Origin of the sequence: Nonomuraea marmarensis, assembly GCF_043197025.1 — a bacterium.
GTDB lineage: Bacteria > Actinomycetota > Actinomycetes > Streptosporangiales > Streptosporangiaceae > Nonomuraea > Nonomuraea marmarensis.
Genome location: NZ_JBICRM010000043.1, coordinates 39,130 through 62,286, shown reverse-complemented (window position 1 = coordinate 62,286; position 23,157 = coordinate 39,130). Strand labels below are relative to the sequence as shown.

Here is a 23,157-nt window from a genome sequence, read left to right as displayed (position 1 = left end):
ATCACAAGGGGGGTGGGGCAAAGAAAGTTGTCAGTCGCTTCATGGCCTACGATCGGACGGCGATGCTCAAACTCCTGCGCCCGGCCATGACCCGGATACTCACCCCGCTGGGCAGGGCTCTCGTCGGCCGCGGGATCGGCCCGGACGCCGTCACGGCGATCGGCACCCTCGGCACGGTCGTGTCCGCCCTGCTCTTCTTCCCCCTGGGACAGCTGACCTGGGGCGCTCTCGTGATCACCGTCTTCGTGCTGTTCGACCTGCTCGACGGCGTGGTGGCCAGGCTCGGCGGGAAGGGGGGCAGCACCTGGGGGGCGTTCCTCGACTCGACGCTCGACCGGGTGGCCGACGCCGCCATCTTCGCCGGCCTGATCTTGTATTTCATCTCCAGAGACGACACTCTGATGGCCGCGGTGACGCTGGTCTGCCTGGTCGCGGGCACTCTGGTCTCCTATGCCAAGGCCAGGGCCGAGGGGCTCGGGCTGACGGCCGACGTGGGGCTGGCCGAACGGCCGGAGCGGCTGGTCGTGGCGCTGGTCGCGGCCTGCTTCTCGGGGCTCGGCGTGCCGTACGTGCTGCCCGCCGGGATGTGGCTGCTCGCGGCGGCCAGCCTGATCACCGTGGGGCAGCGGGTCATACACGTTTACCAGCAGACGAGGGAGAGATGAGCGAGCAGGCTTCCTTCAGCGATCGCGTGGTGGCCGCGGGCTTCGCGGCCGGGTGGAAGCTCGTGCCGCTGCTGCCCGAGCGCCCGACGGCCGCGGTCTTCCGCTTCCTGGCCGACCGGGTCTGGAGCAGGCGCGGCAAGTCCGTACGCCGGCTGGAGTCCAACCTGGCCAGGGTCACCGGACTCGACGCCGGCAGCCGCGAGTTGCGCGAGCTCAGCAGGGCCGGCATGCGCTCCTACCTGCGCTACTTCCACGAGATCTTCCGGCTGCCGGCCATGAGCGTCGAGGAGATCGTCCGCCGCAGCCACGTCATCGGGGCCGAGCACGTGCACACCAACGTGGCGGCGGGCCGGGGCGTGGTGCTGGCGCTGCCGCACATGGGCAACTGGGACCAGGCGGGCGCGTGGCTGGTGGGCGTGGGCCATCCGTTCGCGACCGTGGCCGAGCGGCTCAAGCCGGAGTCGCTGTTCCGCCGCTACGTGGCCTTCCGCGAGGGCCTGGGCATGGAGGTGCTGCCGCTCACCGGCGGCGACGGGCACAACTTCGGCACCCTGGCCACGCGGGTGCGCAAGGGCGGTGTCGTGTGCCTGCCCGCCGAGCGCGACCTCACCAAGAGCGGCATCGAGGTGCGCTTCTTCGGCGCGACCACCAAGATGCCCGCCGGGCCGCCGCTGCTGGCCGTGCAGACGGGGGCCGCGCTGCTGCCCGCCATCCTCTACTCCGTGGGCGACGACTGGGGCATCCACATCCACGAGGAGATCCCCGTTCCCGCCGAGGGCACCCGGAAGGAGAAGGTCGCGGCGGTGGCGCAGGGGCTGAGCGACGTGTTCGAGAAGGGGATCTCCGAGCATCCGGAGGACTGGCACATGCTGCAGCGGCTCTGGCTGGAAGACCTGCCGCGATGAGGATCGGCATCGTCTGTCCCTATTCGTGGGACATGCCCGGCGGGGTCAAGCAGCACATCGACGATCTGGCGCAGGCGCTGATGGCGCTGGGGCACGAGGTGTCGGTGATCGCGCCGGCGGCCGACGACGAGGACCTGCCCCCCTACGTGACCGGGGCCGGGCGGGCGATGCCGGTGCCGTACAACGGGTCGGTGGCCAGGATGTCGTTCGGCTTCCTGTCGGCGGCGCGGGTGCGGCGGTGGGTGCGTACGGGCGGGTTCGACGTGCTGCACATCCACGAGCCGCTGATCCCGAGCCTGGGCGTGCTGGCCTGCTGGGCGGCCAAGGGGCCGATCGTGGCCACGTTCCACGCGTCGTTCTCGCGCTCGCGGGCGATCGCGGTGGCCGAGCCGCTGCTGCGCAGCGCGCTGGAGAAGCTGAGCGGCCGCATCGCGGTCTCCGACGCGGCCCGCAAGAGCCTGGTCGAGCAGTTCGGCGGCGACGCGGTGCTGATCCCGAACGGCGTCACCGTCGCCCGCTACACCGAGGCCGAGCCGCTCGACGGGTGGGGGCCCGACGAGGCCACGATCGGCTTCCTGGGCCGGATGGACGAGGAACGCAAGGGCCTGCCGATCCTGCTCGACGCGTTCGGCACGCTGGCGGCCGAGCGGCCTGATCTGAAGCTGCTCATCGCCGGGCCGGGCGACGCGAAGGACGTCTTTGATCGGGTGCCGAAACGTTTCCGCGACCGGGTGACGGTGCTCGGCCTGGTCAGCGAGGCCGACAAGATCCGCGCCTACCACTCGGTCGACGTGTTCTGCGCGCCCAACACGCGCGGGGAGAGCTTCGGCATCGTGCTGGCCGAGGCCATGGCGTCCGGGGCCACGGTGCTGGCCAGCGACATCCCCGCTTTCCGCAGGGTTCTCGGGGGCGGCCAGGCGGGCGCGCTGTTCGCCAACGGCGACGCCGCGTCGCTGGCGTGCGAGGCCGCCGCGCTGCTCGACACGCCCGAGCGCCGGGCCAAGCTGGCCGCCGAGGCGCTGGTGGCGGTCAGGAAGTACGACTGGTCCACGGTCGCGCGGGACGTGGTACGCGTCTACGAGACGGTCACCACCAGCGGCGCGGGACGAGTCGAAGAGGACCTGTGACCTGACGACGGGCGCCTGGAGGAGGACCTGTGACATCCACCATGATCGTGCTGATCGTGGGCATCGTCGTGGTGCTCACGGCCGTCTACATCTCCTGGCGCGCGGGCCGGCTCGACCGCCTGCACATCCGGCTGGAGCTGGCCAGCGAGTCGCTCGACGCCGCGCTGATGCGGCGCAGGGCGGTGGTGCTGGAGCTGGCCGGATCGCGCCTGCTCGACCCCGCCACCTCGCTGGTGCTGGCCGCCGCCGCCCACGAGGCCAGGACGGCCGGTCCCGAGGAGCGCGAGCACGCCGAGAGCGACCTGTCGCGGGCCCTGCGCGCGGCCGTGGACCAGGAGCGCTTCAGGGAGAAGCTGTCGGAGGCGCCCGGCGGCCGCGACCTGCTGGACGAGCTCGGCACGGCCGTGGCCAAGGTGGTCTACTCGCGCCGCTTCTACAACAACGCCGTAGGGGTCACGCGTACGGCCCAGCGCCGCTGGCTCGCCAGAACCCTGCGCCTGGCCGGGCACACCGAATTCCCGCAGTTCTTCGAGATCGATGACAATCCGCCGGCGACTATGGCAACTGAATGACCTAGTTTGGGGAAGCCAGTAAGCTTCATCCCGTTTTCAGGGCTGAGGCGAGGAGTGTTACAGGTGCGGCTACCCCGGACAATCATGATCTGGCTGGCCGGAGCGGCCGTGCTGCTGCCCGTCGCGGCCTGCTCCTCCGACGAACCCGCCCCCGGCAAGGCGCCGCAGGCCGCCACGGTCGCGCCGACCGGGGAGCCCGTCGCGGCCAAGGGGCATCCCTTCACCGGCAAGCCGTACGAGTCGCTCAGGCCGGTGCTCGCCGTGAAGATCGAGAACACCGCGGCGGGCAAGCCGCAGCTCGGGCTGAAAAGCGCGGACATCGTCTACATCGAGCAGGTCGAAGCGGGTCTGACCAGGCTCATGGCGGTCTTCTCCTCCAAGCTGCCCGCCAAGGTGGGTCCCGTGCGCAGCGCCCGCATCTCCGACCTGCACATCGCGCCGCAGTTCGGCAAGCCGGCCTTCTCCTACTCCGGCGCGCAGACCAAGATGTTGCCGTTCATCGCCGAGGCGTCGCTGTTCGACGTGGGCGACACGCGCAACCCGGGCGCGTACTTCCGCCAGTCCGGCCGCTTCGCCCCGTACAACCTGTTCGCCAACACCAAGCAGCTCCTGGCCAAGGCGCCCAAGGCGACCAAGGCCAAGGACATCGGCTTCACCTTCGGCGAGGCCCCGGCCGAGGGCGGCGTGGAGAAGAAGTCGTACACCGTCAAGTGGCCCGCCGCGCGCTTCACCTTCGCCTGGTCGGCGGCGAAGGAGCAGTGGCTGATCTGGCAGGACGGCAAGAAGGACATGGCCGCCGAGGGTGGCCAGCTCGGGGCGCCGACGATCGTGATCCAGTACACCAAGACCGAGCGCTCGGAGTTCCACGACAAGAACCAGAGCTACACGCCGCTCGTGCACACCACCGGCAAGGGCAAGGCGATCGTGTTGCGCGACGGCAAGGCCTTCAACGCGAACTGGGAGCGGGAATCGGAGAAGGGCGGCACGACGTTCACCACGGAGAGCGGCGAGCCGATGAACTTCGCGCCCGGCCAGGTCTGGGTGGCCCTCGCCAGCCGCAAGCCCGTCATCCCCTAGCTGCCTGTCTGTATAGGCAGGGCGATAAATCCTGACATGTTGGCATGTCGGGGGTGAGGTCCTCCAGGACCTACCATGGGGTTGATAAATGACCAGCCGCCGTGAGAGCCCGTGAGGATGACCGTGTCCAGCAGCACGCCCGAAACCACTCCCGTCACCGGAACCGCCCGCGTCAAGCGCGGCATGGCCGAGATGCTCAAGGGCGGCGTCATCATGGACGTCGTCACCCCCGAGCAGGCGAAGATCGCCGAGGACGCCGGCGCGGTCGCGGTCATGGCCCTGGAGCGCGTGCCCGCCGACATCCGCGCCCAGGGCGGCGTGTCCAGGATGAGCGACCCCGACATGATCGACGGCATCATCGCCGCCGTGTCGATCCCCGTCATGGCCAAGGCCCGCATCGGCCACTTCGTCGAGGCCAAGGTGCTGCAGGCGCTGGGCGTGGACTACGTGGACGAGTCGGAGGTGCTCACCCCCGCCGACTACGCCAACCACATCGACAAGTGGCAGTTCACGGTGCCGTTCGTGTGCGGCGCCACCAACCTGGGCGAGGCCCTGCGCCGCATCACCGAGGGCGCGGCCATGATCCGCTCCAAGGGCGAGGCGGGCACCGGCGACGTCTCCAACGCCGTCACCCACATGCGCACCATCCGCGCCGAGCTCAGGCGGCTCACCTCGCTGCCCGAGGACGAGCTGTACGTCGCCGCCAAGGAGCTGCAGGCCCCCTACGAGCTGGTCGCCGAGGTCGCCAAGATCGGCAAGCTGCCCGTCGTGCTGTTCACCGCGGGCGGCATCGCCACCCCGGCAGACGCGGCGATGATGATGCAGCTCGGGGCCGAGGGCGTGTTCGTGGGCTCGGGCATCTTCAAGTCGGGCGACCCGGCCAGGCGCGCCGCGGCCATCGTCAAGGCCACGACCTTCTACGACGACCCCGACGTCATCGCCAAGGTCTCGCGCGGCCTGGGCGAGGCCATGGTCGGCATCAACGTCGACGAGATCCCGCAGCCGCACCGCCTGGCCGAGCGCGGCTGGTAATCCGGCGCGTCGTTGCAGGTCACAGGGTTTCACCGGGTGACATGATGATCTGCGCCAGGCAACGGACGCCGCATCCCGCATGGCGGGGCACCACGGCGGGCCCGCGTCCAGCGGGCTTCGCACCCACGATGTGACGGTGGAAATTGCCGAAAGAGGCGGCATCCGCGAAGGATGTCGCCTCTTTCGTGTTGTGTGGTGTTCACCACGTAGTCACGATTCTCAGTCAAGCTACGTGGCGTCCCCTCACCCTTGATCGTCACAGGAGTCACACGTGTCCAAGGTGAATCGCAGACACTTCCTCGTCACAGGGTTAGCCGCGGGTGCGGCCGCCGCGATCCCGGCCGGCGCCGCGCACGCCGAGCCCGAGCCCACCGCCGATCCCGCCGCAGAGACGGCCCAGAGCCTGGCCTCGCGCGGGCTGCGTACCGACCCGTTCACGCTCGGCGTCGCCTGCGGCGACCCGGACGACGAGGGCTTCGTGTTGTGGACCAGGCTGGCCCAGCAGCCCATGGCCGAGGACGGGCTCGGCGGCATGCCGCAGCGGCCGTTCCCGGTGCAGTGGCAGGTGTACGCCGACGAGCGCGGCCGGCGCGTCGTCCGCTCCGGCGTGACCGTGGCCACGCCGGAATGGGGCCACAGCGTGCACGTCGAGGTCCAGGGCCTGAGCTCCGACCGCGACTACTGGTACCGCTTCCGCGTCGGCCCGTACGTCTCCCAGGTCGGCCGCGCCCGCACGGCCCCGCACCCGCTCTCGTACGGCGGCGCGCTGTCCATGGCGTTCGTCTCGTGCGCCCAGTACGAGCACGGCTTCTTCACGTCCTACCGCAGGCTGGCCGAGGAGCGCCCCGACGCCATCCTGCACTTGGGCGACTACCAGTACGAGTACACCAAGAACACCTACACCATCCCCGGCGGCAACGTCCGCCACCACGAGGGCCCCGAGACCGAGACCCTGGCCAACTACCGCCAGCGCCACGCCCAGTACAAGGCCGACCCCGACCTCCAGGCCGCGCACGCCGCCGCGCCGTGGCTGGTCGTGTGGGACGACCACGAGGTGGACAACAACTGGGCCGACGAGGTGCCCGAGAAGCCCGAAGTGCCCCAGCCGAACTTCCTGACCAGGCGCGAGGCCGCCTTCCGCGCCTACTACGAGAACATGCCGCTGCGCCGCACCTCGATCCCGCGCGGCATCGACATGCAGCTCTACCGGCGCGTCAGGTGGGGCCGGATGGCCACGTTCCACATGCTCGACACCCGCCAGTACCGCGACGACCAGGGTTGCGGCGACGGCTACCAGGACTGCCCGGCCGCCGTCGACCCCGCGCGGTCGCTCACGGGGGCGGCGCAGGAGGCGTGGCTGCTGGACGGCTTCCGCCACTCGCGGGCGCAGTGGGACATCCTCGGCCAGCAGGTGTTCTTCGCCCAGCGCGACAACAACGCCGGCCCCGCCAAGATCACCAGCATGGACGCCTGGGACGGCTACGTCGCCTCCCGCCGGCGCATCACGCAGGGCTGGGTGGACGCCGAGGTCCGCAACCCCGTGGTCCTGACGGGTGACGTGCACGCCCACTGGGCCAGCGACCTCAAGCTCGACTACGACGACCCGACCGGGCCCTCCGTCGGCTCCGAGCTGGTGGCCACCTCCATCTCCACCGGCGGCAACGGCGCCGACTCCGACCCGGCCACGCACCCGTTCCTGGCGATCAACCCGCACCTGAAGTTCTACAACAACCAGCGCGGGTACGTGCTGACGAAGATCGAGCGCGACCAGCTGACGGCGGACTTCAAGGTCGTGCCGCAGGTGCAGACGCCCGGGTCCGAGGTCTACACGAGAGCCACGTTCGTGATCGAGGATCGGGTGGCGGGGGTGCGGCAGACGTACCTGCGGCCGCTGGATCCGGCGCTGCGCATGCAGCCGATGACGGCGGAGGAGACGGTCCGCCTGGAGACCGAACGCCCGTAACCCTCCCAGACCGGCACAGGGCCGGACCAGGCACGCGCCTGGTCCGGCCCTGTCGCGCCGGCCCCGTAGGAAGATCCCGGGCCATCCTGGTGTTGAATTGTCGGAACCCGCACCCGGACGGAAGGATCGACTGTGCCCACGATCGGTGTACTCGCTCTCCAGGGAGACGTGCGCGAGCATGTGCGCATGCTTCAGGAGGCAGGCGCGTCGGCCACCGCCGTACGCCGGCCCGCCGAGCTGGACGCGGTCGACGGCCTGGTCATCCCCGGCGGCGAGTCCACCACCATGTGGAAGCTCGCCGAGACCTTCGACATGCTGCAGCCGCTGCGGATGCGGATCAAGGAAGGCCTGCCCGCCTACGGCTCCTGCGCCGGCATGATCATGCTGGCCGACAGGATCGAGGACGGCGTCGCGGGCCAGCAGACGATCGGCGGCATCGACATGGTGGTCAGGCGCAACGCGTTCGGCCGCCAGGTCCACTCGTTCGAGTCCGACCTGGACTTCGCCGGGGAGCGGGTGCACGCGGTGTTCATCCGGGCGCCCTGGGTCGAATCCGTCGGCGCCGACGTCGAAGTGCTGGGCAGGTGCGAGCCTGGGGATAGGATCGTCGCGGTCCGGCAAGGGCCGTTGCTCGCGACGTCGTTCCACCCCGAGCTGACCGGGGACACGCGCGTGCACCGTTACTTCGTAGACATGCTGAGGGAGCTCTAGGTAATGTCCGGCCACTCCAAATGGGCGACGACGAAGCACAAGAAGGCCGCGCTCGACGCCAAGCGCGGCAAGCTGTTCGCGAAGCTCATCAAGAACATCGAGGTGGCGGCCCGGACCGGTGGCCCTGACCCGGACGCCAACCCCACCCTCTTCGACGCCATCTTCAAGGCGAAGAAGAACTCCGTGCCCAACGACAACATCGAGCGGGCCCGCAAGCGCGGCGGCGGCCTGGAGGCCGGCGGCGCCGACTGGCAGACCATCATGTACGAGGGCTACGCGCCCGGCGGCGTCGCCGTGCTCATCGAGTGCCTCACGGACAACCGCAACCGCGCCGCCTCCGAGGTGCGCGTCGCGCTCACCCGCAACGGCGGCTCGCTGGCCGACCCCGGGTCCGTCTCCTACATGTTCAACCGCAAGGGCGTCGTGATCGTGCCCAAGGAAGGGCTCGACGAGGACACCGTGCTCATGGCCGTGCTCGACGCGGGCGCCGAGGAGGTCAACGACCTGGGCGAGTCGTTCGAGGTCGTCTCCGAGGCCGGGGATCTGGTGCCGGTGCGCAAGGCGCTGCAGGAGGCCGGGATCGACTACGACTCGGCCGAGTCGGGCTTCCTGCCGACGATGAGCGTGCCGCTGGACGAGGAGGGCGCCAAGAAGGTGTTCCGGCTCATCGACGCGCTGGAGGACAGCGACGACGTGCAGAACGTCTTCGCCAACTTCGACGTCTCCGACGACGTGCTGGCGGCGCTGGACTAAGCGGTTCGCTTCCGCAGGGGCTCGGTTCCGCCGGTCCCCTGGTGTGCCGCGCGCCCGCTCGGACGCGTTTCACGTGGGGTCTTGGCGTGCGAGGGAGGGTCGCGGCGGCGTAGGGTCGGCTGACGTGACTTCCCCCACCCCTCCACAGGCACCCTCTCCCGCGCTCGGCTGGCTGCTGGCCGTGCCTGCGCTGCTCGGCACCCTGATCTCCCTCGTGCTGCCGACGGGGCAGACGATCTGGCTCAGCCTCCAGAGCGGTGGCGTATTACGGGAGAGCACCTTCGTCGGGCCGGCCAACTACGCCGAGTTGCTGGGCGAGGGCGAGTTCTGGCGGGCGCTGGGGTTCACGCTCTCGCTGATCGTGATGCCGCTGCTGGTGGCCCTGGTCGTGGGGCCACTGCTGGCCCTGTCACTCGACCGGGCGGGCACCTGGCCGCGGCGGGCCGGGCGGATCGCGCTGTCGCTGGCCGTCGTCACGTTCTCCCCGGTGGGGGTGGCGGCGGCCTGGATCCGGGGGGCGATGCCGAACGCGTCCGGCGTGGCCACCCTGGCCGAGGGGCTGCGTGATCCGGCCACGGCGCCGGGAACGCTCCGGCTGATCATCGTGGCCGCCACGTTCGGGGTGGTCTGCGCGCTGGCCCTCACCGCGTTCCTGCCCGCCCTGCGCGGCGGCAGCGTCGCGCCCGCGATGCTCGTGGTCGGGGCGCTCGTCGGGCTCGCCACGGTCGCGGTGGGGCTCCAGGTGTTCTCGATCGGGCTGGTGCTCACCAGGGGAGGGCCTGAGCGCTCCACAGAGACGCTCGCGGGCCTGCAGTACGACTACGCCTTCAGATTGGCCGAATTCGGCCCTGGTGCGGCCGTCGCGGCCCTCACGGGGGTGATCGTGGGCGTGCTCGGCATCGTCGCCACGGTCATCGCGGTGGCCTCGCGCACGCGGATCACGCTGACCCCGCGAGTCGCGCCCAGCGCCGCGTACCCGCCCGCCGGCGGCTTGACCGAGCGCAGGCCGGGTCCGGTCGGTGTGGCCGTCGGCGTGACGGTGCTGGTCGTCGTCGTGGCCGTCGCGCTCGTGTGCACCTGGCCCTGGATCGACGGCGTGCTGGCCGTGCCGGAGAACGGGGTGGGCGGCCTGCGGGCGCAGCTGAACACCTGGGTGCCCGCCGTCGCGGGGGCGCTCGTGTCGGTGGGCGTCGCCTACCTGGCCGCGCTCGGCATCGGCGGTCTGCGGCCGCTCGGGCGGGGGAGTGAGTGGTCGCTGCTGGTGTTCGCGCCCTGGTTGTTCGTCGGCCCGGGCCCGCTCGGCGTCGCGAACTGGCAGAACATGCGCAACATGGGCCTCATCGACACCTTCCTCGCCCTGTTCCCGCCCCTCCTGGTGAGCGTCCCGGCGTTGCTGGTGCTCACGCTGCTGTGCAAGGGGCTGGCGGAGCGTACCGACCGGGACTTCTTCAGCGGCGTGTTCCTGCCCTCGCTCCCCATGGCGGGCATCCTCGCCGGGGCCGTCGCGCTGATGAACGCCCAGGACCTGCTCTGGCCGCTGCTCGTGGCCCAGAAGTCCGAGCTGTTCACCGCTCCTGTCGCGCAGATGGCCCAGCTCGGCGGGTTCACCGTGGCCACGCCCGACGTCGGCGCCGCGACGCCGCTGGTCGTGGTGGTCGTCGCGCTGGTCGCCGCCGTGGCGGCGCAGGTGTTCTACCTCGACAGGCTCGCCGTCACGACAAACGGTTCGCGGCCTCGTACGCCCGCTGCATAGATTGTGTCGTTGTGGAAATTCGCGACGTGACTCCCGATGACCTTGACGGCGTCCTTGACCTGCGCAGGCGCTCGTTCGGCCCGCTGTCGGCGGCCGACAAGGCGCAGTGGCGGCGGGCCGTGCTCCCGGTGCTCGCCGAGGGGCGTTACCTGGGGGTGTTCGACGGGTCCAGGCTCGCCGGGGCGGCCCGGCTGCGGCAGTTCACCCAGTGGTGGCACGGCAGGCCGCAGCCGATGGCGGGGATCGCGGGGGTCACCGTCAACCCCGAAGACCGCGGGCGCGGCGTCGGCACCCGGCTCATGCGGGCCGTCATCGACCGCGGCGTGGCGCTCGGCGACGCGGTGTCCGCGCTCTATCCGGCCACCACGCCCATCTACCGCGCGCTCGGCTACGAGCACGCCGGGGCGCAGCACAACGTGACGCTCCCGGCCGAGTCGCTGCGCCAGATCCGGCCGTCCGGGCAGGTCAAGCTGCGCAGGATGGGGCCCGGTGACGCGGCGGAGGTGGTCGCCGTGCTGCACCGCGTCCACGGTGCCGCCCGCGCCAGCGGTCCCGTTTCCTGGGACGTACGCACCTGGGCCCTGTGGCTCGGCAACGAGGACGACTTCCTCTACCTCGCCGACGACGGCTACGTCATCTACCGGTGGCGCGGCGACGACATCCGGGTCGAAAGCCTCGTCGCCGGATCGGGGGAGACCCTCAGGGCGCTGTGGTCCCTGGTGGGCACCGCCTCGTCGATCGCGCACGACGTCATCGCGCCCGTGGCTCCCGACGACCCGGTGTTGTGGCTGCTGCGCGAGCGCTCGAAGGAGCGGGTCACGCAGGTGCGGTGGATGTTCAGGGTGCTGGACGTGGCCGCCGCGGCCGAGCGCAGGGGTTATCCGGAGCACGTGGCCTGCGACGCCGTCGTCACCGTGGACGACCCGCTCAGCGGCGGGGGCACGTGGCGGCTGGAGATCTCGGGCGGTTCGGGCGCGGCCACGCCGGTCTCATCGCCCGGCGTTCAGCTCAGCGTGAACGGCTTCTCCGCCCTGTACGCCGGAATCCCGACGGCCACGCTGCGACTCGGCGGGCTCATGTCCGGAGATGACCGATACGACGAGGCCCTCGACTCGGCCTTCGCCGCGAAGCCGTACATGCTTGAGTACTTCTGACAGGCGTTTCCCGGTGCACGGCCACCTCAGCCGGAGTAGAGTCTCGTGCCGAACTGATGTTCGGCGGCGCGGGAGGGCATGCCGGTGCGGGTGATGGGCGTCGATCCGGGGCTGACCCGGTGTGGCCTGGGCGCGGTCGAAGGGCGTCCGGGCGCGCCGCTGACGCTGGTGGCCGTCGGGGTGGTGCGCACCGGCTCGGACGAGGAGCTCGGCGCCCGGCTCGTCGGCATCGAGGCCGGGATCGAGCGGTGGCTAGACGACGTGCGTCCCGACGCGGTCGCGGTCGAGCGGGTCTTCAGTCAGCACAACGTACGCACCGTGATGGGCACCGCGCAGGCCGCGGGCATCGCCGTGTTGTGCGCGGCCAGGCGCGGGCTCCCCGTGGCGCTGCACACGCCGTCCGAGGTCAAGGCGGCCATCACGGGCAGCGGCACCGCCGACAAGAAGCAGATCGGCGCCATGGTCACCCGCTTGCTGCGCCTGTCCGAGATGCCCAAGCCGGCCGACGCCGCGGACGCGCTCGCCCTGGCGATCTGCCACGTCTGGCGCGGCGGCGCCCAGCACCGCCTCGCCGAAGCCCTGGCCAAGGCCACACGGAAGGACGCCAAGCTGTGATCGCGTCGGTGGCGGGCAAGGTGGCCGCGATCGCGCCCGACGGGGCCGTGATCGAGGTCGGCGGCGTCGGGATCCTCACCCACTGCACTCCTGGCACCCTCGCCACCCTCCGGGTCGGCGAGGACGCGCGGCTGGCCACGTCGCTGGTGGTGCGCGAGGAGTCGCTCACCCTCTACGGGTTCGCCAACGACGACGAGCGGGCCGTGTTCGAGCTGCTGCAGACGGCCAGCGGCGTCGGGCCGAAGCTGGCGCTGGCGATGCTCGCCGTGCACTCGCCCAACGCGCTGCGGGTCGCCGTGGCCAGCGCCGACCTCAAGGCGCTCACGCAGGTGCCGGGGATCGGGCAGAAGGGGGCGCAGCGGATCGTGCTGGAGCTGAAGGACCGGCTCGGCACGCCCGAGGAGGCGGTCAACGCGGCCCTCAACGGCGACCGGCGGGTGGCGGTGTGGCGGGAGCAGGTCCACTCGGGCCTGGTCGGGCTGGGCTACTCCAGCAAGGACGCCGACGAGGCCATCGCCGCCGTGGAGCCGGACGCCGACGCCGACCTCGCGGCGGGCCGCCAGCCGCGGGTGGCCGTGCTGTTGAAGGCCGCACTCCGCTTGCTGAGCGTGCGATGACGCCGCAACCCGCCGTTAGGTCCCGCCGCCGCGGCGATGTGCCGGAGCGTGTGCTCCGTGGCGCGTCATGGTGGCGTGGCAGGCGGGTCGCCGTTAGCTTTGGGGCTGCCGGGAGGAGGTGCGCGCGTGGGGTTTGAGCGGGAGCTGGTCTCGCCCGATGCCGAGGGCGACGAGCTGCAGATCGAGGCGGCGCTCCGGCCCAAGCGGCTCAGCGAGTTCATCGGCCAGGGACGCGTGCGCGAGCAGCTGTCGCTGGTCCTCGAGAGCGCTCTGCGGCGGCAGCGGCCGCCCGACCACGTGCTGATGAACGGGTCTCCCGGGCTCGGCAAGACCACCCTGGCCATGATCATCGCGGCCGAGCTCAACGCGCCGCTCAGGATCACCTCCGGGCCCGCCCTGGAACGGGCCGGAGACCTCGCCGCCATCCTGTCCACGCTGGCCGAGGGCGAGGTGCTGTTCATCGATGAGATCCATCGCATGGCCAGGCCCGCCGAGGAGATGCTCTACCTCGCCATGGAGGACTTCCGGGTCGACATCATCGTCGGCAAGGGCCCGGGAGCCACCGCCATCCCGCTCGACATCGCGCCGTTCACGCTGGTCGGAGCCACCACGCGGGCCGGGTTGCTGCCCGCGCCGCTGCGCGACAGGTTCGGGTTCACCGCGCACATGGACTTCTACGAGGTCGCCGAGCTGGAGCAGGTGCTCTACCGATCGGCCAGGCTGCTCGGGGTCACGCTGCCCGGTGAAGGGGCCCACGAGATCGCCAGGAGGTCCCGGGGCACGCCCCGCATCGCCAACCGGTTGCTGCGGCGGGTGCGCGACTTCGCCGACGTGCGGGCCGACGGGCTGATCAACCGGGAGATCGCCTCGGCGGCGCTCAACCTGTACGAAGTCGACGCCGAAGGGCTCGACCGGCTCGACCGGGCGGTGCTGGGCGTGCTGCTGCGGAAGTTCGGCGGTGGACCCGTCGGGCTGTCCACGCTGGCGGTGGCCGTGGGGGAGGAGCCGGAGACGGTCGAAGTGGTGGCCGAGCCGTTCCTCGTACGCCAAGGTCTGCTGGCCAGGACCCCGCGCGGCCGGGTCGCGACCGCGGCCGCGTGGAGCCACCTGGGTATGACCCCGCCCCCCGACGCGTTCGGAGCGACGCTTTTCGACTGATTACAGAACGGTTGCAACCGTTTCGAATTGGGAACTTCCCCGCGCGCCGAAACGCTGCCTCGTTGCCGCGTTTCGCAACAAGCGCCTACACTCCGTGGCTTGGCTGGCTGTGTAGGCTGACGGGCTGAGCGGCGCGGCCCGACGCAACGCAACGGAATTTCCGGCGCGAGGCCGGTGTCAACTTCTTGTACGACAATGGAAGGTCGCCCCTTATGGAACTGGGACAACTCGGAAGCATCCTGCCGCTGATTCTGCTGGTGGTGGTGTTCTACTTCCTGCTGATCCGCCCCCAGCGAAAGCGCCAGCAAGAGTCGGTCCGGATGCAAAACTCGCTTGCGCCCGGCGCGCGCGTCATGACCACGACCGGTCTGTTCGGTACCGTGGTCACGGTGGACAATGAGGACGTGGTCCTCGAGATCGCTCCAGGGATCGAGACCCGCTGGGTGAAGGCCGCCATCGGCCGCGTCGTCACGCCCGGCGACGCTCCCGTGGCCGACGAGCAGGCCGAACCCGACGAGGAGGACACGAACGAGTCCGGGGCCACCGTGGATCGCAACGGCGACCAGGACTCCAGCACCAAGCAGTCCTGACTAAGCTCTGCGACAAACCTCTATCTGAAAGAACTGACGACCAGTGGCCCGACCGACCAGCCGCCACAGCCGACCGGGGCGTACGCTCCTGGTGCTGCTGGCGCTCATCCTCGCCCTGGGCGGGACGATGCTCCTGCAGCGGGCGTTCACGCCCAAGCTGGGGCTCGACCTCGCCGGCGGCACGACGGTGACTCTGTCTCCCGTGACGCAGAACAACGCGTCTCCGCCAGAGGAGATCCTCGACCGCGCGGTCAACATCATCCGCGATCGGGTCAACGGCACCGGCATCTCCGACGCGGAGGTCGCCAAGTCCGGCGACAACATCATCATCTCCATTCCGGGCGTCGGGCAGAGCGAGGCCGTCAAGCTGGTCGCCACCACCGCGGAGCTGCGCTTCCGCCAGGTGCTCGCCATGGCGGCCACGCAGGTCCCGCAGGACCTGGCCACTAACGCCCCCACGCCGAGCGGCACGGCCGCGCCGTCCTCTTCGGCGACGCAGCCGGCCCAGCCGTCCACCTCCCAGTCGGCCTCCGCGCCGAAGCCCAGCACGTCCCCGACGGGCAAGGCGCTGTCGTCGGCGCTGACCGCGCAGAGCCCCGCCGCCTCTCCGTCGGCGGCGCCCTCGGCCACGCAGAGCGGCCAGAAGCAGCAGCAGGACGGCAAGAAGGGCCAGGACGCCAAGGCCACGCCGACGGCGACGCCGACCGGGCAGGCCAGCCAGCCGCCCACCCAGGACCCCAACGCCGGCATCGACACCAACGGCATCGACCCCGCGGTGCTGGCCCAGTTCAACAAGCTCGACTGCGCCAACCCCGCCAACCGCGGCCAGGGCGTCCAGGACGACCCCAACAAGCAGTACGCCGCCTGCGAGACCGACGGCAGCTACAAGTACGTCCTCGACGTCGCCAAGGTCGTCGGCACCGACATCAACACGGCCTCGGCGGGCGTTCAGCAGGGCACCACCGAGTGGCTCGTCCAGCTCGACTTCAAGAGCAAGGGCGCGGGCGAGTGGAGCAAGCTCACCACCGCCGCCTACAACGCCCAGGAGCCGCGCAACAAGGTCGCGGTCGTGCTCGACGGCGTCGTCATCACCGCCCCCAACATCATCAGCCCGATCCCCGGCGGCCGGGCCGAGATCACCGGCGGCTTCGACCAGATCAGCGCCACCAACCTGGCCGACCAGCTCAAATACGGCGCGCTGCCGCTGAAGTTCAACCGCAGCTCGATCGACACGGTCTCCTCGACCCTGGGCCAGGACCAGCTGCAGGGCGGCCTGATCGCGGGCATCATCGGCCTGGCGCTGGTGGTTTTCTACAGCCTGCTCTACTACCGGGGCCTGGGCATCGTGGCGGTGCTGAGCCTCGTGGTCGCCTCGATCCTGACGTACACGGCGGTGGTCGTGCTCGGCCACAACGCCAACTTCCGGTTGTCGCTGCCGCACATCATCGGCCTCGTGGTCTCGATCGGCATCACCGCCGACTCCTTCATCGTGTACTTCGAACGCATACGTGATGAGATGAAGGAAGGGCGGCGGACGCTTCGCGCGGCCATCGAGGTGGCCTGGGTCCGTGCCCGGCGCACGATTCTGATCGCCGACGCCGTCATGTTCATCGCCGCGATCGTGCTCTACTTCCTGGCGGTGGGCGGTGTGGCCGGGTTCGCGTTCGCGATGGGCCTGACCACGCTGATCGACATCGTGGTGGTGTTCCTGTTCACGAAGCCGTTCATCGCTCTGCTGGCAAGGCTGAAGTTCTTCGCCAAGGGGCACCCGCTGTCCGGTCTCGACGCCGAGCGCATGAGCGAAGCGGGCTCGACCGGCCGCACGACCAATCCGCAGGAGGCCTGAGATGGGACTGGGGCGTCGCCTCTACCGCGGCGAGATCGACGTCGACTTCGTCGGCCGCTGGAAGCTGTGGTACAGCCTGTCCGGCATCCTGCTGGTCGTCTCGCTGGCCGGGTTGCTGTTCAACGGGCTCAACCTGGGCGTGGAGTTCACCGGCGGGTCGGTCTTCTCGTTCAAGGCGTCTACGACCAACATCGAGCAGGTCCGTACGGTCTTCCTCGACGAGGGCGTGCACCAGCCGATCGTGCAGACGGCCGGCGACGGCTGGCGGGTCACCACCGAGACCCTCTCGGAAGGCACCATGAACCAGGTGCAGTCCGCGGTCGCCAAGGACTTCAACGTCCCCATCAGCCAGGTCAGCATCCAGTCGATCGGCGCGTCCTGGGGCGGTGAGGTCTCCCAGAAGGCTTGGATCGGCCTGGGCGTGTTCATGCTGGCGATCATCCTGTACCTGTCGATGGCGTTCGAGCCGAAGATGGCGCTGGCCGCGATCGTCGCGCTCATCCACGACCTCGTCATCACGGCCGGCATCTACGCCTGGTCGGGCTTCGAGGTGACGCCCGCGACGCTGCTGGGCTTCCTGACCATCCTCGGTTATTCGCTCTACGACGCGGTCGTGGTGTTCGACATGATCAAGGAGGTCACGGCCAAGCTGGGGCACACGTCGAAGCAGACGTACTCGATGGCGGCCAACAACGCGCTCAACCACACGCTGATCCGGTCGCTGAACACGTCGCTGGTGGCGATCCTGCCGGTGGCGGCGATCCTGTTCATCGGCACGACGCTGCTCGGGGCGGGCACGCTGAAGGACCTGTCGCTGGCGCTGTTCGTGGGCATGATCGTCGGTACGTACTCGTCGCTGTGCGTTGCCACGCCGCTGCTGGTGACGCTCAAGGAGCGGGAGCCGAAGTACCGGGCCATCGCCCGCAGGCTCGCCTCCACCGGGGGTGGGAAGGGTTCCAAAAGCGCGGCGGTAGCCAAGGGATAGCCGCTTCCTGCGCAAGGTACGACGCCTCCGGCCCTGCACGGGTCGGGGGCGTCGCCATGTCCACCCGGAGCCCTGATCGGGCGCATGGGGACGTAACGAGTGCCAGGTGTCCGCGGGACAGGATGGGGTCGTCTGCGGCGCCTCAGAGGACGTCCTGGGGACGCGGAGGGACGCGATCGGGCACCCAAGCAGCGTCAACAGCGGCGGCCCGCGTGCCTTGCGTCCGGTGCGGGTGGTGGATCGGACGTTGGGCGGTTCGGGAGTGGGGCGGGATGCAGCATCATGGAGCCCGGCAGACGGCCGGTAGAAATGCGAGGAAACGCCATGAGTGAGCTGAGCACGATGATCCTGGACCGGATCAGGGACGTCCCCGACTACCCCAAGCCGGGCATTGTGTTCAAGGACATCACCCCGCTCCTGGCCGACCCCGTCACGATGGCGGCCGTGGTGGACGCGCTGGCCGGGATCCAGCAGGTGGACAAGATCGTGGGGATCGAGGCCCGGGGGTTCATTCTGGCCGCCCCCGTGGCGTACCGGGCGGCGGCCGGATTCGTGCCCGTGCGGAAGAAGGGGAAACTGCCCGCCGCGACCCTCGAAGAGTCCTACGATCTGGAGTACGGCTCCGCGACCATCGAGGTCCACCGTGACGCCTTCACGCCCGGCGACCGCGTTCTCATCGTCGACGACGTGCTGGCCACGGGCGGCACGGCGAAGGCCACCGTGGAGCTGGTGGAGAGGGCCGGAGCCGAGGTCGTCGGCGTCGCCGTGCTCATGGAGCTGGCCTTTCTCAACGGACGTGACCGGCTGGCGGGAGTGGGGTTGCACTCCCTCGTGATCGTCTGAGCCCGGCCCGCGACGGTGCAGGTTGGCCGCCTGGATACACTAAGGGGATCTGGACTCGAACGTGAGGAGCAATTGCGTGAGGAGTCTGTGTGCCCCGTGATGTGGTCGCGCCCGACGTAACCGACTCCGGCAGTGCCGAGGCGGCCGGCGTTCCAGCGGTGCGTCGAAGGCGGTTTGGGGGTGGGGCCATGAATCCGGTGCTGGAGCCGTTGTTCCGGACCGTGAGGGCCACCCATCCCAAGGCCGACCTGCGCGTGATCGAGCGTGCCTACGACGTCGCCGCCTACCACCACCGCGACCAGAAGCGGAAGTCCGGCGACCCCTACATCACCCACCCGCTGGCCGTGGCGACCATCCTGGCCGAGCTCGGCACCGACGACGAGACCCTGTGCGCGGCGCTGCTGCACGACACGGTCGAGGACACCGCCTACAGCCTCGACGAGCTGCGCGGCGACTTCGGCGACACGATCGCGTCCCTGGTCGACGGCGTCACAAAGCTTGACAAGGTCAAGTTCGGCGACGCCGCGCAGGCCGAGACGGTGCGCAAGATGGTCGTCGCCATGTCGCGCGACATCCGGGTGCTGATCATCAAGCTGGCCGACCGGCTGCACAACATGCGCACCATGCGCTACCTGCCCGAGCACAAGCGCCACCAGAAGTCGCGCGAGACCCTGGAGATCTTCGCCCCGCTGGCGCACCGCCTGGGCATGAACACGATCAAGTGGGAGCTCGAGGACCTCGCCTTCGCCATGCTCTACCCCAAGCGCTACGACGAGATCGCGCGCATGGTGTCGGAGCGGGCGCCGCGCAGGGACCTGTTCCTGCAGGAGGTCATCGAGAAGGTCTCGGGCGACCTGCGCGAGGCGAAGATCCGGGCCGTGGTCAAGGGCCGGCCGAAGCACTACTACTCGGTCTACCAGAAGATGATCGCCCGCGATGTGGCGTTCGACGACATCTACGACCTGGTGGGCATCCGCGTGCTGGTCGACAACGTGCGCGACTGCTACGCGGCGCTCGGCACGATCCACGCGCGGTGGAATCCGGTGCCGGGGCGGTTCAAAGACTACATAGCGATGCCCAAGTTCAACATGTACCAGTCGCTGCACACGACGGTGATCGGTCCCGAGGGCAAGCCGGTCGAGCTGCAGATCCGCACCCAGTCGATGCACCACAGGGCCGAATACGGCGTGGCCGCGCACTGGAAGTACAAGGAGGAGGTCGGTGCTCCCGGCCCCACCGGCAAGGTCAAGCCGGGCAGCGACATGGCCTGGTTGCGCCAGCTCCTCGACTGGCAGAAGGAGACCTCCGACCCGGGCGAGTTCCTGGAGTCGCTGCGGTTCGACCTGTCGGTGTCCGAGGTCTACGTGTTCACCCCGAAAGGTCAGGTCATCGCCCTGCCCGAGGGGGCCACGCCGGTCGACTTCGCCTACGCCGTACACACCGAGGTGGGTCACCGCTGCATCGGCGCGCGTGTCAACGGGCGGCTGGTGCCGCTGGAGTCGCGGCTCGGCAACGGCGACACGGTCGAGATCTTCACCTCCAAGTCCCCCGACGCGGGGCCGTCCCGCGACTGGCTGAAGTTCGTCAAGTCCGGCCGGGCCCGCAACAAGATCCGGCAGTGGTTCTCCAAGGAGCGCCGCGAGACCGCGATCGAGGCCGGCAAGGAGGCCATCGGCCGCGCCATGCGCAAGCAGGGCCTGCCGCTGCAGCGGCTGATGTCCGGCGAGTCGCTGCTGGCGCTGGCCCGCGACCTGCGCTATCCCGACGTGTCCGCGCTCTACGCGGCCGTGGGGGAGGGCCACGTCGCGGCGCAGGCCGTCGTGCAGAAGCTGGTGGCCTCGATCGGCGGCGTCGACAGCGCCGAGGAGGACATCGCCGAGACCTCGCTGCCGACGCGGCTGCGCGGCCGTCCCCGGGGCGCCGGCGGCGCGGGCGTGGTCGTGGCGGGCGACGCCGACGTGTGGGTACGCCTGTCGAAATGTTGCACCCCGGTGCCCGGCGACGACATCGTCGGATTCGTCACCCGGGGCCACGGCGTCTCGGTACACCGGGCCGACTGCACCAACGTGCAGCAGCTCAAGACGCAGCCCGACCGCCTGGTGGAGGTCAGCTGGTCACCGAGCGACGACAGCGTCTTCCTGGTGGCGATCCAGGTGGAGGCGCTCGACCGGCCGCGGCTGCTGTCCGACGTCACGCGCACACTGTCCGACCAGCACGTGAACATCCTGAGCGCCTCCGTCACGACCTCCCGGGATCGGGTGGCGATCAGCAAGTTCACGTTCGAGATGGGAGATCCCAAGCATCTGGGACACGTGCTGAAGGCCGTACGCAGCATTCAGGGCGTCTTCGACGTCTACCGGGTCAGCGGCGCCAGCAGCTGAGGGCTATCCGGCCAGGCTGGGGAGGTTGACCACGATCGCCTCCTGGGTGCTGCGCGCGATCACCACGACCGCCTCCTGGGACGGATCCCGATTTTCCTCCCGATGGGGCGTATAGGGCGGTACGTAGATGTAGTCGCCGGGCTCGGCGTCGAGGCGCACCTCCCGCGAGTCCTCCAGGAACACGAACGACGGCGTGCCGCTGACCACGTAGATGGCCGTCTCGGAAGCCCCGTGGTGGTGGTCGGACGAGCGGGTGGCGGGGGCCACGTGGGTCTGGCCCATCCAGAGGCGCGAGGATCCGGCCGTGGCGCCGCTGATCGCGGCCAGCCGGCGCATGCCCGGACTCTGCGCCGTCTCGCCCGAGAGCTCCCCAGAGGCGACGTGACGCAGCGGCCGGTGGAACGGGTCCCCCTCGGCCCGGTAACCCTCCCAGAGACGCCCTCCGGCCCGCTCCAGCACATCCGAGGCGACGGCCGCCAGGCGTACCGGATCCTCATGGGCGGAAAGCAGCTCGTCCGCCAGCACGGGGTCGTGCGCGCGCAACTCGCGCAGCAGCCACTTGCCGCTCCCCTGCCACCTGCGCCCCACGCCGAGCGCCGTCCTGGCGGTGGCCTGCACCACCTCCCAGCGGATGAACGCCTGCTCGCCGGGATCCGTCGTCCCCGACAGGTCGTCCAGGAGGTCGGAGAGCGCGTATCTGGCCCGTTCGGCCTGGCCGGGTGTCAGACCGCCGGGACCGGCCGCCAGGCGCTCGCTCAGGGCGCTCTGCAGGTCGCTGGCCCGCCCGCCAGTCCTGTCGGTCAGCACGGCGCCCTCGGCGCACATGCGCGCCAGGCTCGGCTGCCGCCGGTCGAAGTCCTTGTCGAGGTAGGCGTGCAGGCTGGTCTCGCTGTGCACGAACAGCTCCACCGGCCACTCGCGCCACCGCAGCGACTCGCGGTAGGGAGTCGCCAGGCCGTCGAGCACCACCACCACGTCGAGGTCCGAGGTGCTGGTGCGGCGCTCGGTGAGCACGCTGCCGCCGACGAAGGCGTACAGGGCCCCCGGGAACATCTCCTCGACGAGGCCACGCGCGGCGCTGACGGGATCCATACGGCCAGCCTAGATCAAGCCCCCCGCCCGCCTGCGGGATTCCGCAGTGAGGGGCGGGGGCCCCCGGCTCAGCTGAACTCGGTCAGCGTGCGCTCGGCCTCCTCCAGCCACGAGCGGCGGGCGATCAGGGCCTCCTCGGCCTCCTTGACGTCCTTGGCGCGACCGGCGGCCTGCGCCTTGGACAGCCGCTTCTCCAACTGCTCGATCGAGGTGCGCAGCTGGTCGACCGTGCTCTGGGCGCGGGCCCTGGCCTCGGGGTTGGACCGCTTCCACTCGGCGTCCTCGGCCTTGCGCACGGCCTCGTCCACCTTGCGCAGCCCGCCCTCCAGCCGGTCGCGCTGCTCGCGCGGCACCGGCCCGGCGGCCTCCCACCGCTCCAGGATGTGCCGCAGCGCGCCGCGCGCAGTGCGCACGTCGGTGACGGGGAGGATCTTCTCGGCCTCGGCCAGCAGCTCCTCCTTGATCTCCGCGTTGGCCGCCAGGGAGGCGTCGCGCTCGGCGAACACCGCGGACCGCGCCTGGAAGAACTGGTCCTGGGCGCCCTTGAAGCGGGCCCACAGCTCGTCCTCGGCCTCGCGCGAGGCGCGCCCGGCGTTCTTCCACTGCTGCATCAGCTCGCGGTAGATCGCCGCGGTCGCGCCCCAGTCGGTCGAGTCCGCGATCGCCTCGGCCTCGGCGACGATGCGCTCCTTGGCCGCGCGTACGCCCTCGCGCTGCTCGTCGAGCCCCGCGAAGTACTGCTTGCGCCGCTTGGCGAACGCCGTCCTGGCGGCCGACAGCCGCTTCCACAGCGCGGCCTCGGTGACCCTGTCGATGCGGTCGGCGGCCTTCCACTCCTCGACGAGCTGGCGCAGCCGCTCACCGCCCGACTTCCAGTGGGTGGTCTCGTCCGCGATGCGCTCGGCCTCGGCGACGATGCGCTCCTTGACCGACCTGGCCTCGGCCCGAGCCTGCTCGCGGGCCGCCTTGACCTCCTCGCGGCGGTGGCCGACCAGCTCCGTCAGGCCGTCGAGCCGGGCCGTCAGCGCGGCCAGGTCGCCGATCGCGTGGGCGTCGGCGACGGCCTCGCGCAGCTTGGCGATGCTGGCCTCGGCCTGCGCCGGAGCCAGATCGGTGCCCTTCATGCGCTGCTCGAGCAGCGCGACCTGACCGGCCAGCTCGTCGTACTTGCGATGGAAGTAGGCCAGTGCCTCTTCGGGTTCACCGGCCTGCCAGGAGCCGACGGCCCGCTCTCCCTCAGCCGTACGCACGTAGACGGTGCCGTCGTCGTCTACCCGGCCCCACGGGTCGGTGCTCACCGTGTCCTCCCGCACTATCC

The 23,157-nt window shown here is 70.3% G+C and carries 21 protein-coding genes; 19 read left to right on the top strand and 2 right to left on the bottom strand.

Annotated elements, in window-relative coordinates; translation table 11 throughout:
* Positions 1-41 precede the first annotated feature (41 nt).
* From pgsA to ACFLIM_RS43640, 19 genes are all read left to right on the top strand, one after another.
* Positions 42-665, top strand: a complete 624-nt coding sequence (pgsA, locus tag ACFLIM_RS43730; RefSeq protein ID WP_393175540.1) for a phosphatidylinositol phosphate synthase — start codon at positions 42-44, stop codon at positions 663-665.
* Complete coding sequence (locus tag ACFLIM_RS43725) at positions 662-1,570, top strand: phosphatidylinositol mannoside acyltransferase (protein WP_393175538.1); 909 nt, start codon at positions 662-664, stop codon at positions 1,568-1,570. The genes pgsA and ACFLIM_RS43725 overlap by 4 nt, the downstream gene beginning before the upstream one ends.
* Positions 1,567-2,697: a glycosyltransferase family 4 protein gene (locus tag ACFLIM_RS43720; protein ID WP_393175536.1), complete on the top strand. Its 1,131-nt coding sequence runs from the start codon at positions 1,567-1,569 to the stop codon at positions 2,695-2,697. Before ACFLIM_RS43725 ends, ACFLIM_RS43720 begins: the two co-directional genes overlap by 4 nt.
* A gap of 29 nt (positions 2,698-2,726) precedes the next feature.
* Positions 2,727-3,269: a hypothetical protein gene (locus tag ACFLIM_RS43715; RefSeq protein ID WP_393175534.1), complete on the top strand. Its 543-nt coding sequence runs from the start codon at positions 2,727-2,729 to the stop codon at positions 3,267-3,269.
* Between the two features lie 84 nt (positions 3,270-3,353).
* Positions 3,354-4,346 (top strand): DUF3048 domain-containing protein, encoded by a 993-nt coding sequence (locus ACFLIM_RS43710; RefSeq protein ID WP_393175532.1) that lies wholly within the window; start codon positions 3,354-3,356, stop codon positions 4,344-4,346.
* A 117-nt stretch (positions 4,347-4,463) separates the two neighbouring features.
* The gene (gene pdxS / locus ACFLIM_RS43705) at positions 4,464-5,378 is read left to right on the top strand and encodes a pyridoxal 5'-phosphate synthase lyase subunit PdxS (RefSeq protein ID WP_393175530.1); all 915 of its coding nucleotides are present in this window, start codon (positions 4,464-4,466) and stop codon (positions 5,376-5,378) included.
* A 271-nt stretch (positions 5,379-5,649) separates the two neighbouring features.
* A complete protein-coding gene (locus ACFLIM_RS43700) occupies positions 5,650-7,341 on the top strand; it encodes an alkaline phosphatase D family protein (protein WP_393175528.1) in 1,692 nt (563 codons plus the stop codon).
* Positions 7,342-7,473: 132 nt separating this feature from the next.
* Complete coding sequence (pdxT, locus tag ACFLIM_RS43695; RefSeq protein ID WP_393175526.1) at positions 7,474-8,052, top strand: pyridoxal 5'-phosphate synthase glutaminase subunit PdxT; 579 nt, start codon at positions 7,474-7,476, stop codon at positions 8,050-8,052.
* Positions 8,053-8,055: 3 nt separating this feature from the next.
* Positions 8,056-8,805, top strand: coding sequence for a YebC/PmpR family DNA-binding transcriptional regulator (locus ACFLIM_RS43690; RefSeq protein ID WP_393175524.1), 750 nt, complete (start codon positions 8,056-8,058; stop codon positions 8,803-8,805).
* A 124-nt stretch (positions 8,806-8,929) separates the two neighbouring features.
* A complete protein-coding gene (locus ACFLIM_RS43685; protein WP_393175522.1) occupies positions 8,930-10,558 on the top strand; it encodes a hypothetical protein in 1,629 nt (542 codons plus the stop codon).
* A gap of 26 nt (positions 10,559-10,584) precedes the next feature.
* Complete coding sequence (locus ACFLIM_RS43680) at positions 10,585-11,712, top strand: GNAT family N-acetyltransferase (protein ID WP_393175520.1); 1,128 nt, start codon at positions 10,585-10,587, stop codon at positions 11,710-11,712.
* A gap of 84 nt (positions 11,713-11,796) precedes the next feature.
* The gene (gene ruvC / locus ACFLIM_RS43675) at positions 11,797-12,327 is read left to right on the top strand and encodes a crossover junction endodeoxyribonuclease RuvC (protein ID WP_393175587.1); all 531 of its coding nucleotides are present in this window, start codon (positions 11,797-11,799) and stop codon (positions 12,325-12,327) included.
* On the top strand, positions 12,324-12,944 hold the full coding sequence (gene ruvA / locus ACFLIM_RS43670; RefSeq protein ID WP_393175518.1) for a Holliday junction branch migration protein RuvA: 621 nt from the start codon (positions 12,324-12,326) through the stop codon (positions 12,942-12,944). The genes ruvC and ruvA overlap by 4 nt, the downstream gene beginning before the upstream one ends.
* A 126-nt stretch (positions 12,945-13,070) precedes the next feature.
* Complete coding sequence (gene ruvB / locus ACFLIM_RS43665; protein ID WP_393175516.1) at positions 13,071-14,102, top strand: Holliday junction branch migration DNA helicase RuvB; 1,032 nt, start codon at positions 13,071-13,073, stop codon at positions 14,100-14,102.
* A gap of 212 nt (positions 14,103-14,314) precedes the next feature.
* On the top strand, positions 14,315-14,692 hold the full coding sequence (yajC, locus tag ACFLIM_RS43660) for a preprotein translocase subunit YajC (protein ID WP_393175514.1): 378 nt from the start codon (positions 14,315-14,317) through the stop codon (positions 14,690-14,692).
* Positions 14,693-14,735: 43 nt separating this feature from the next.
* On the top strand, positions 14,736-16,538 hold the full coding sequence (gene secD, locus ACFLIM_RS43655) for a protein translocase subunit SecD (RefSeq protein WP_393175512.1): 1,803 nt from the start codon (positions 14,736-14,738) through the stop codon (positions 16,536-16,538).
* Position 16,539: 1 nt separating this feature from the next.
* Positions 16,540-17,523, top strand: coding sequence for a protein translocase subunit SecF (secF, locus tag ACFLIM_RS43650; protein WP_393175510.1), 984 nt, complete (start codon positions 16,540-16,542; stop codon positions 17,521-17,523).
* Between the two features lie 324 nt (positions 17,524-17,847).
* Positions 17,848-18,366, top strand: a complete 519-nt coding sequence (locus ACFLIM_RS43645; RefSeq protein ID WP_393175508.1) for an adenine phosphoribosyltransferase — start codon at positions 17,848-17,850, stop codon at positions 18,364-18,366.
* A gap of 188 nt (positions 18,367-18,554) precedes the next feature.
* Complete coding sequence (locus ACFLIM_RS43640) at positions 18,555-20,747, top strand: RelA/SpoT family protein (protein WP_393175506.1); 2,193 nt, start codon at positions 18,555-18,557, stop codon at positions 20,745-20,747.
* A gap of 3 nt (positions 20,748-20,750) precedes the next feature.
* Here ACFLIM_RS43640 and ACFLIM_RS43635 read toward each other — a convergent pair whose 3' ends face one another.
* A complete protein-coding gene (locus ACFLIM_RS43635) occupies positions 20,751-21,839 on the bottom strand; it encodes a cupin domain-containing protein (RefSeq protein WP_393175504.1) in 1,089 nt (362 codons plus the stop codon).
* A 68-nt stretch (positions 21,840-21,907) separates the two neighbouring features.
* On the bottom strand, positions 21,908-23,137 hold the full coding sequence (locus tag ACFLIM_RS43630) for a DUF349 domain-containing protein (protein WP_393175502.1): 1,230 nt from the start codon (positions 23,135-23,137) through the stop codon (positions 21,908-21,910).
* Between the last annotated feature and the right edge of the window lie 20 nt (positions 23,138-23,157).

Excerpts from the sequence above, each read along its gene's own strand:
- pgsA (WP_393175540.1), top strand. The coding sequence starts at position 42 with ATGGCCTACGATCGGACGGCGATGCTCAAACTCCTGCGCCCGGCCATG.
- ACFLIM_RS43725 (WP_393175538.1), top strand. The coding sequence starts at position 662 with ATGAGCGAGCAGGCTTCCTTCAGCGATCGCGTGGTGGCCGCGGGCTTC.
- ACFLIM_RS43720 (WP_393175536.1), top strand. The coding sequence starts at position 1,567 with ATGAGGATCGGCATCGTCTGTCCCTATTCGTGGGACATGCCCGGCGGG.
- ACFLIM_RS43710 (WP_393175532.1), top strand. The coding sequence starts at position 3,354 with ATGATCTGGCTGGCCGGAGCGGCCGTGCTGCTGCCCGTCGCGGCCTGC.
- pdxS (WP_393175530.1), top strand. The coding sequence starts at position 4,464 with ATGACCGTGTCCAGCAGCACGCCCGAAACCACTCCCGTCACCGGAACC.
- ACFLIM_RS43690 (WP_393175524.1), top strand. The coding sequence starts at position 8,056 with ATGTCCGGCCACTCCAAATGGGCGACGACGAAGCACAAGAAGGCCGCG.
- yajC (WP_393175514.1), top strand. The coding sequence starts at position 14,315 with ATGGAACTGGGACAACTCGGAAGCATCCTGCCGCTGATTCTGCTGGTG.
- secF (WP_393175510.1), top strand. The coding sequence starts at position 16,540 with ATGGGACTGGGGCGTCGCCTCTACCGCGGCGAGATCGACGTCGACTTC.
- ACFLIM_RS43645 (WP_393175508.1), top strand. The coding sequence starts at position 17,848 with ATGAGTGAGCTGAGCACGATGATCCTGGACCGGATCAGGGACGTCCCC.
- ACFLIM_RS43640 (WP_393175506.1), top strand. The coding sequence starts at position 18,555 with ATGAATCCGGTGCTGGAGCCGTTGTTCCGGACCGTGAGGGCCACCCAT.
- ACFLIM_RS43635 (WP_393175504.1), bottom strand. The coding sequence starts at position 21,839 with ATGGATCCCGTCAGCGCCGCGCGTGGCCTCGTCGAGGAGATGTTCCCG.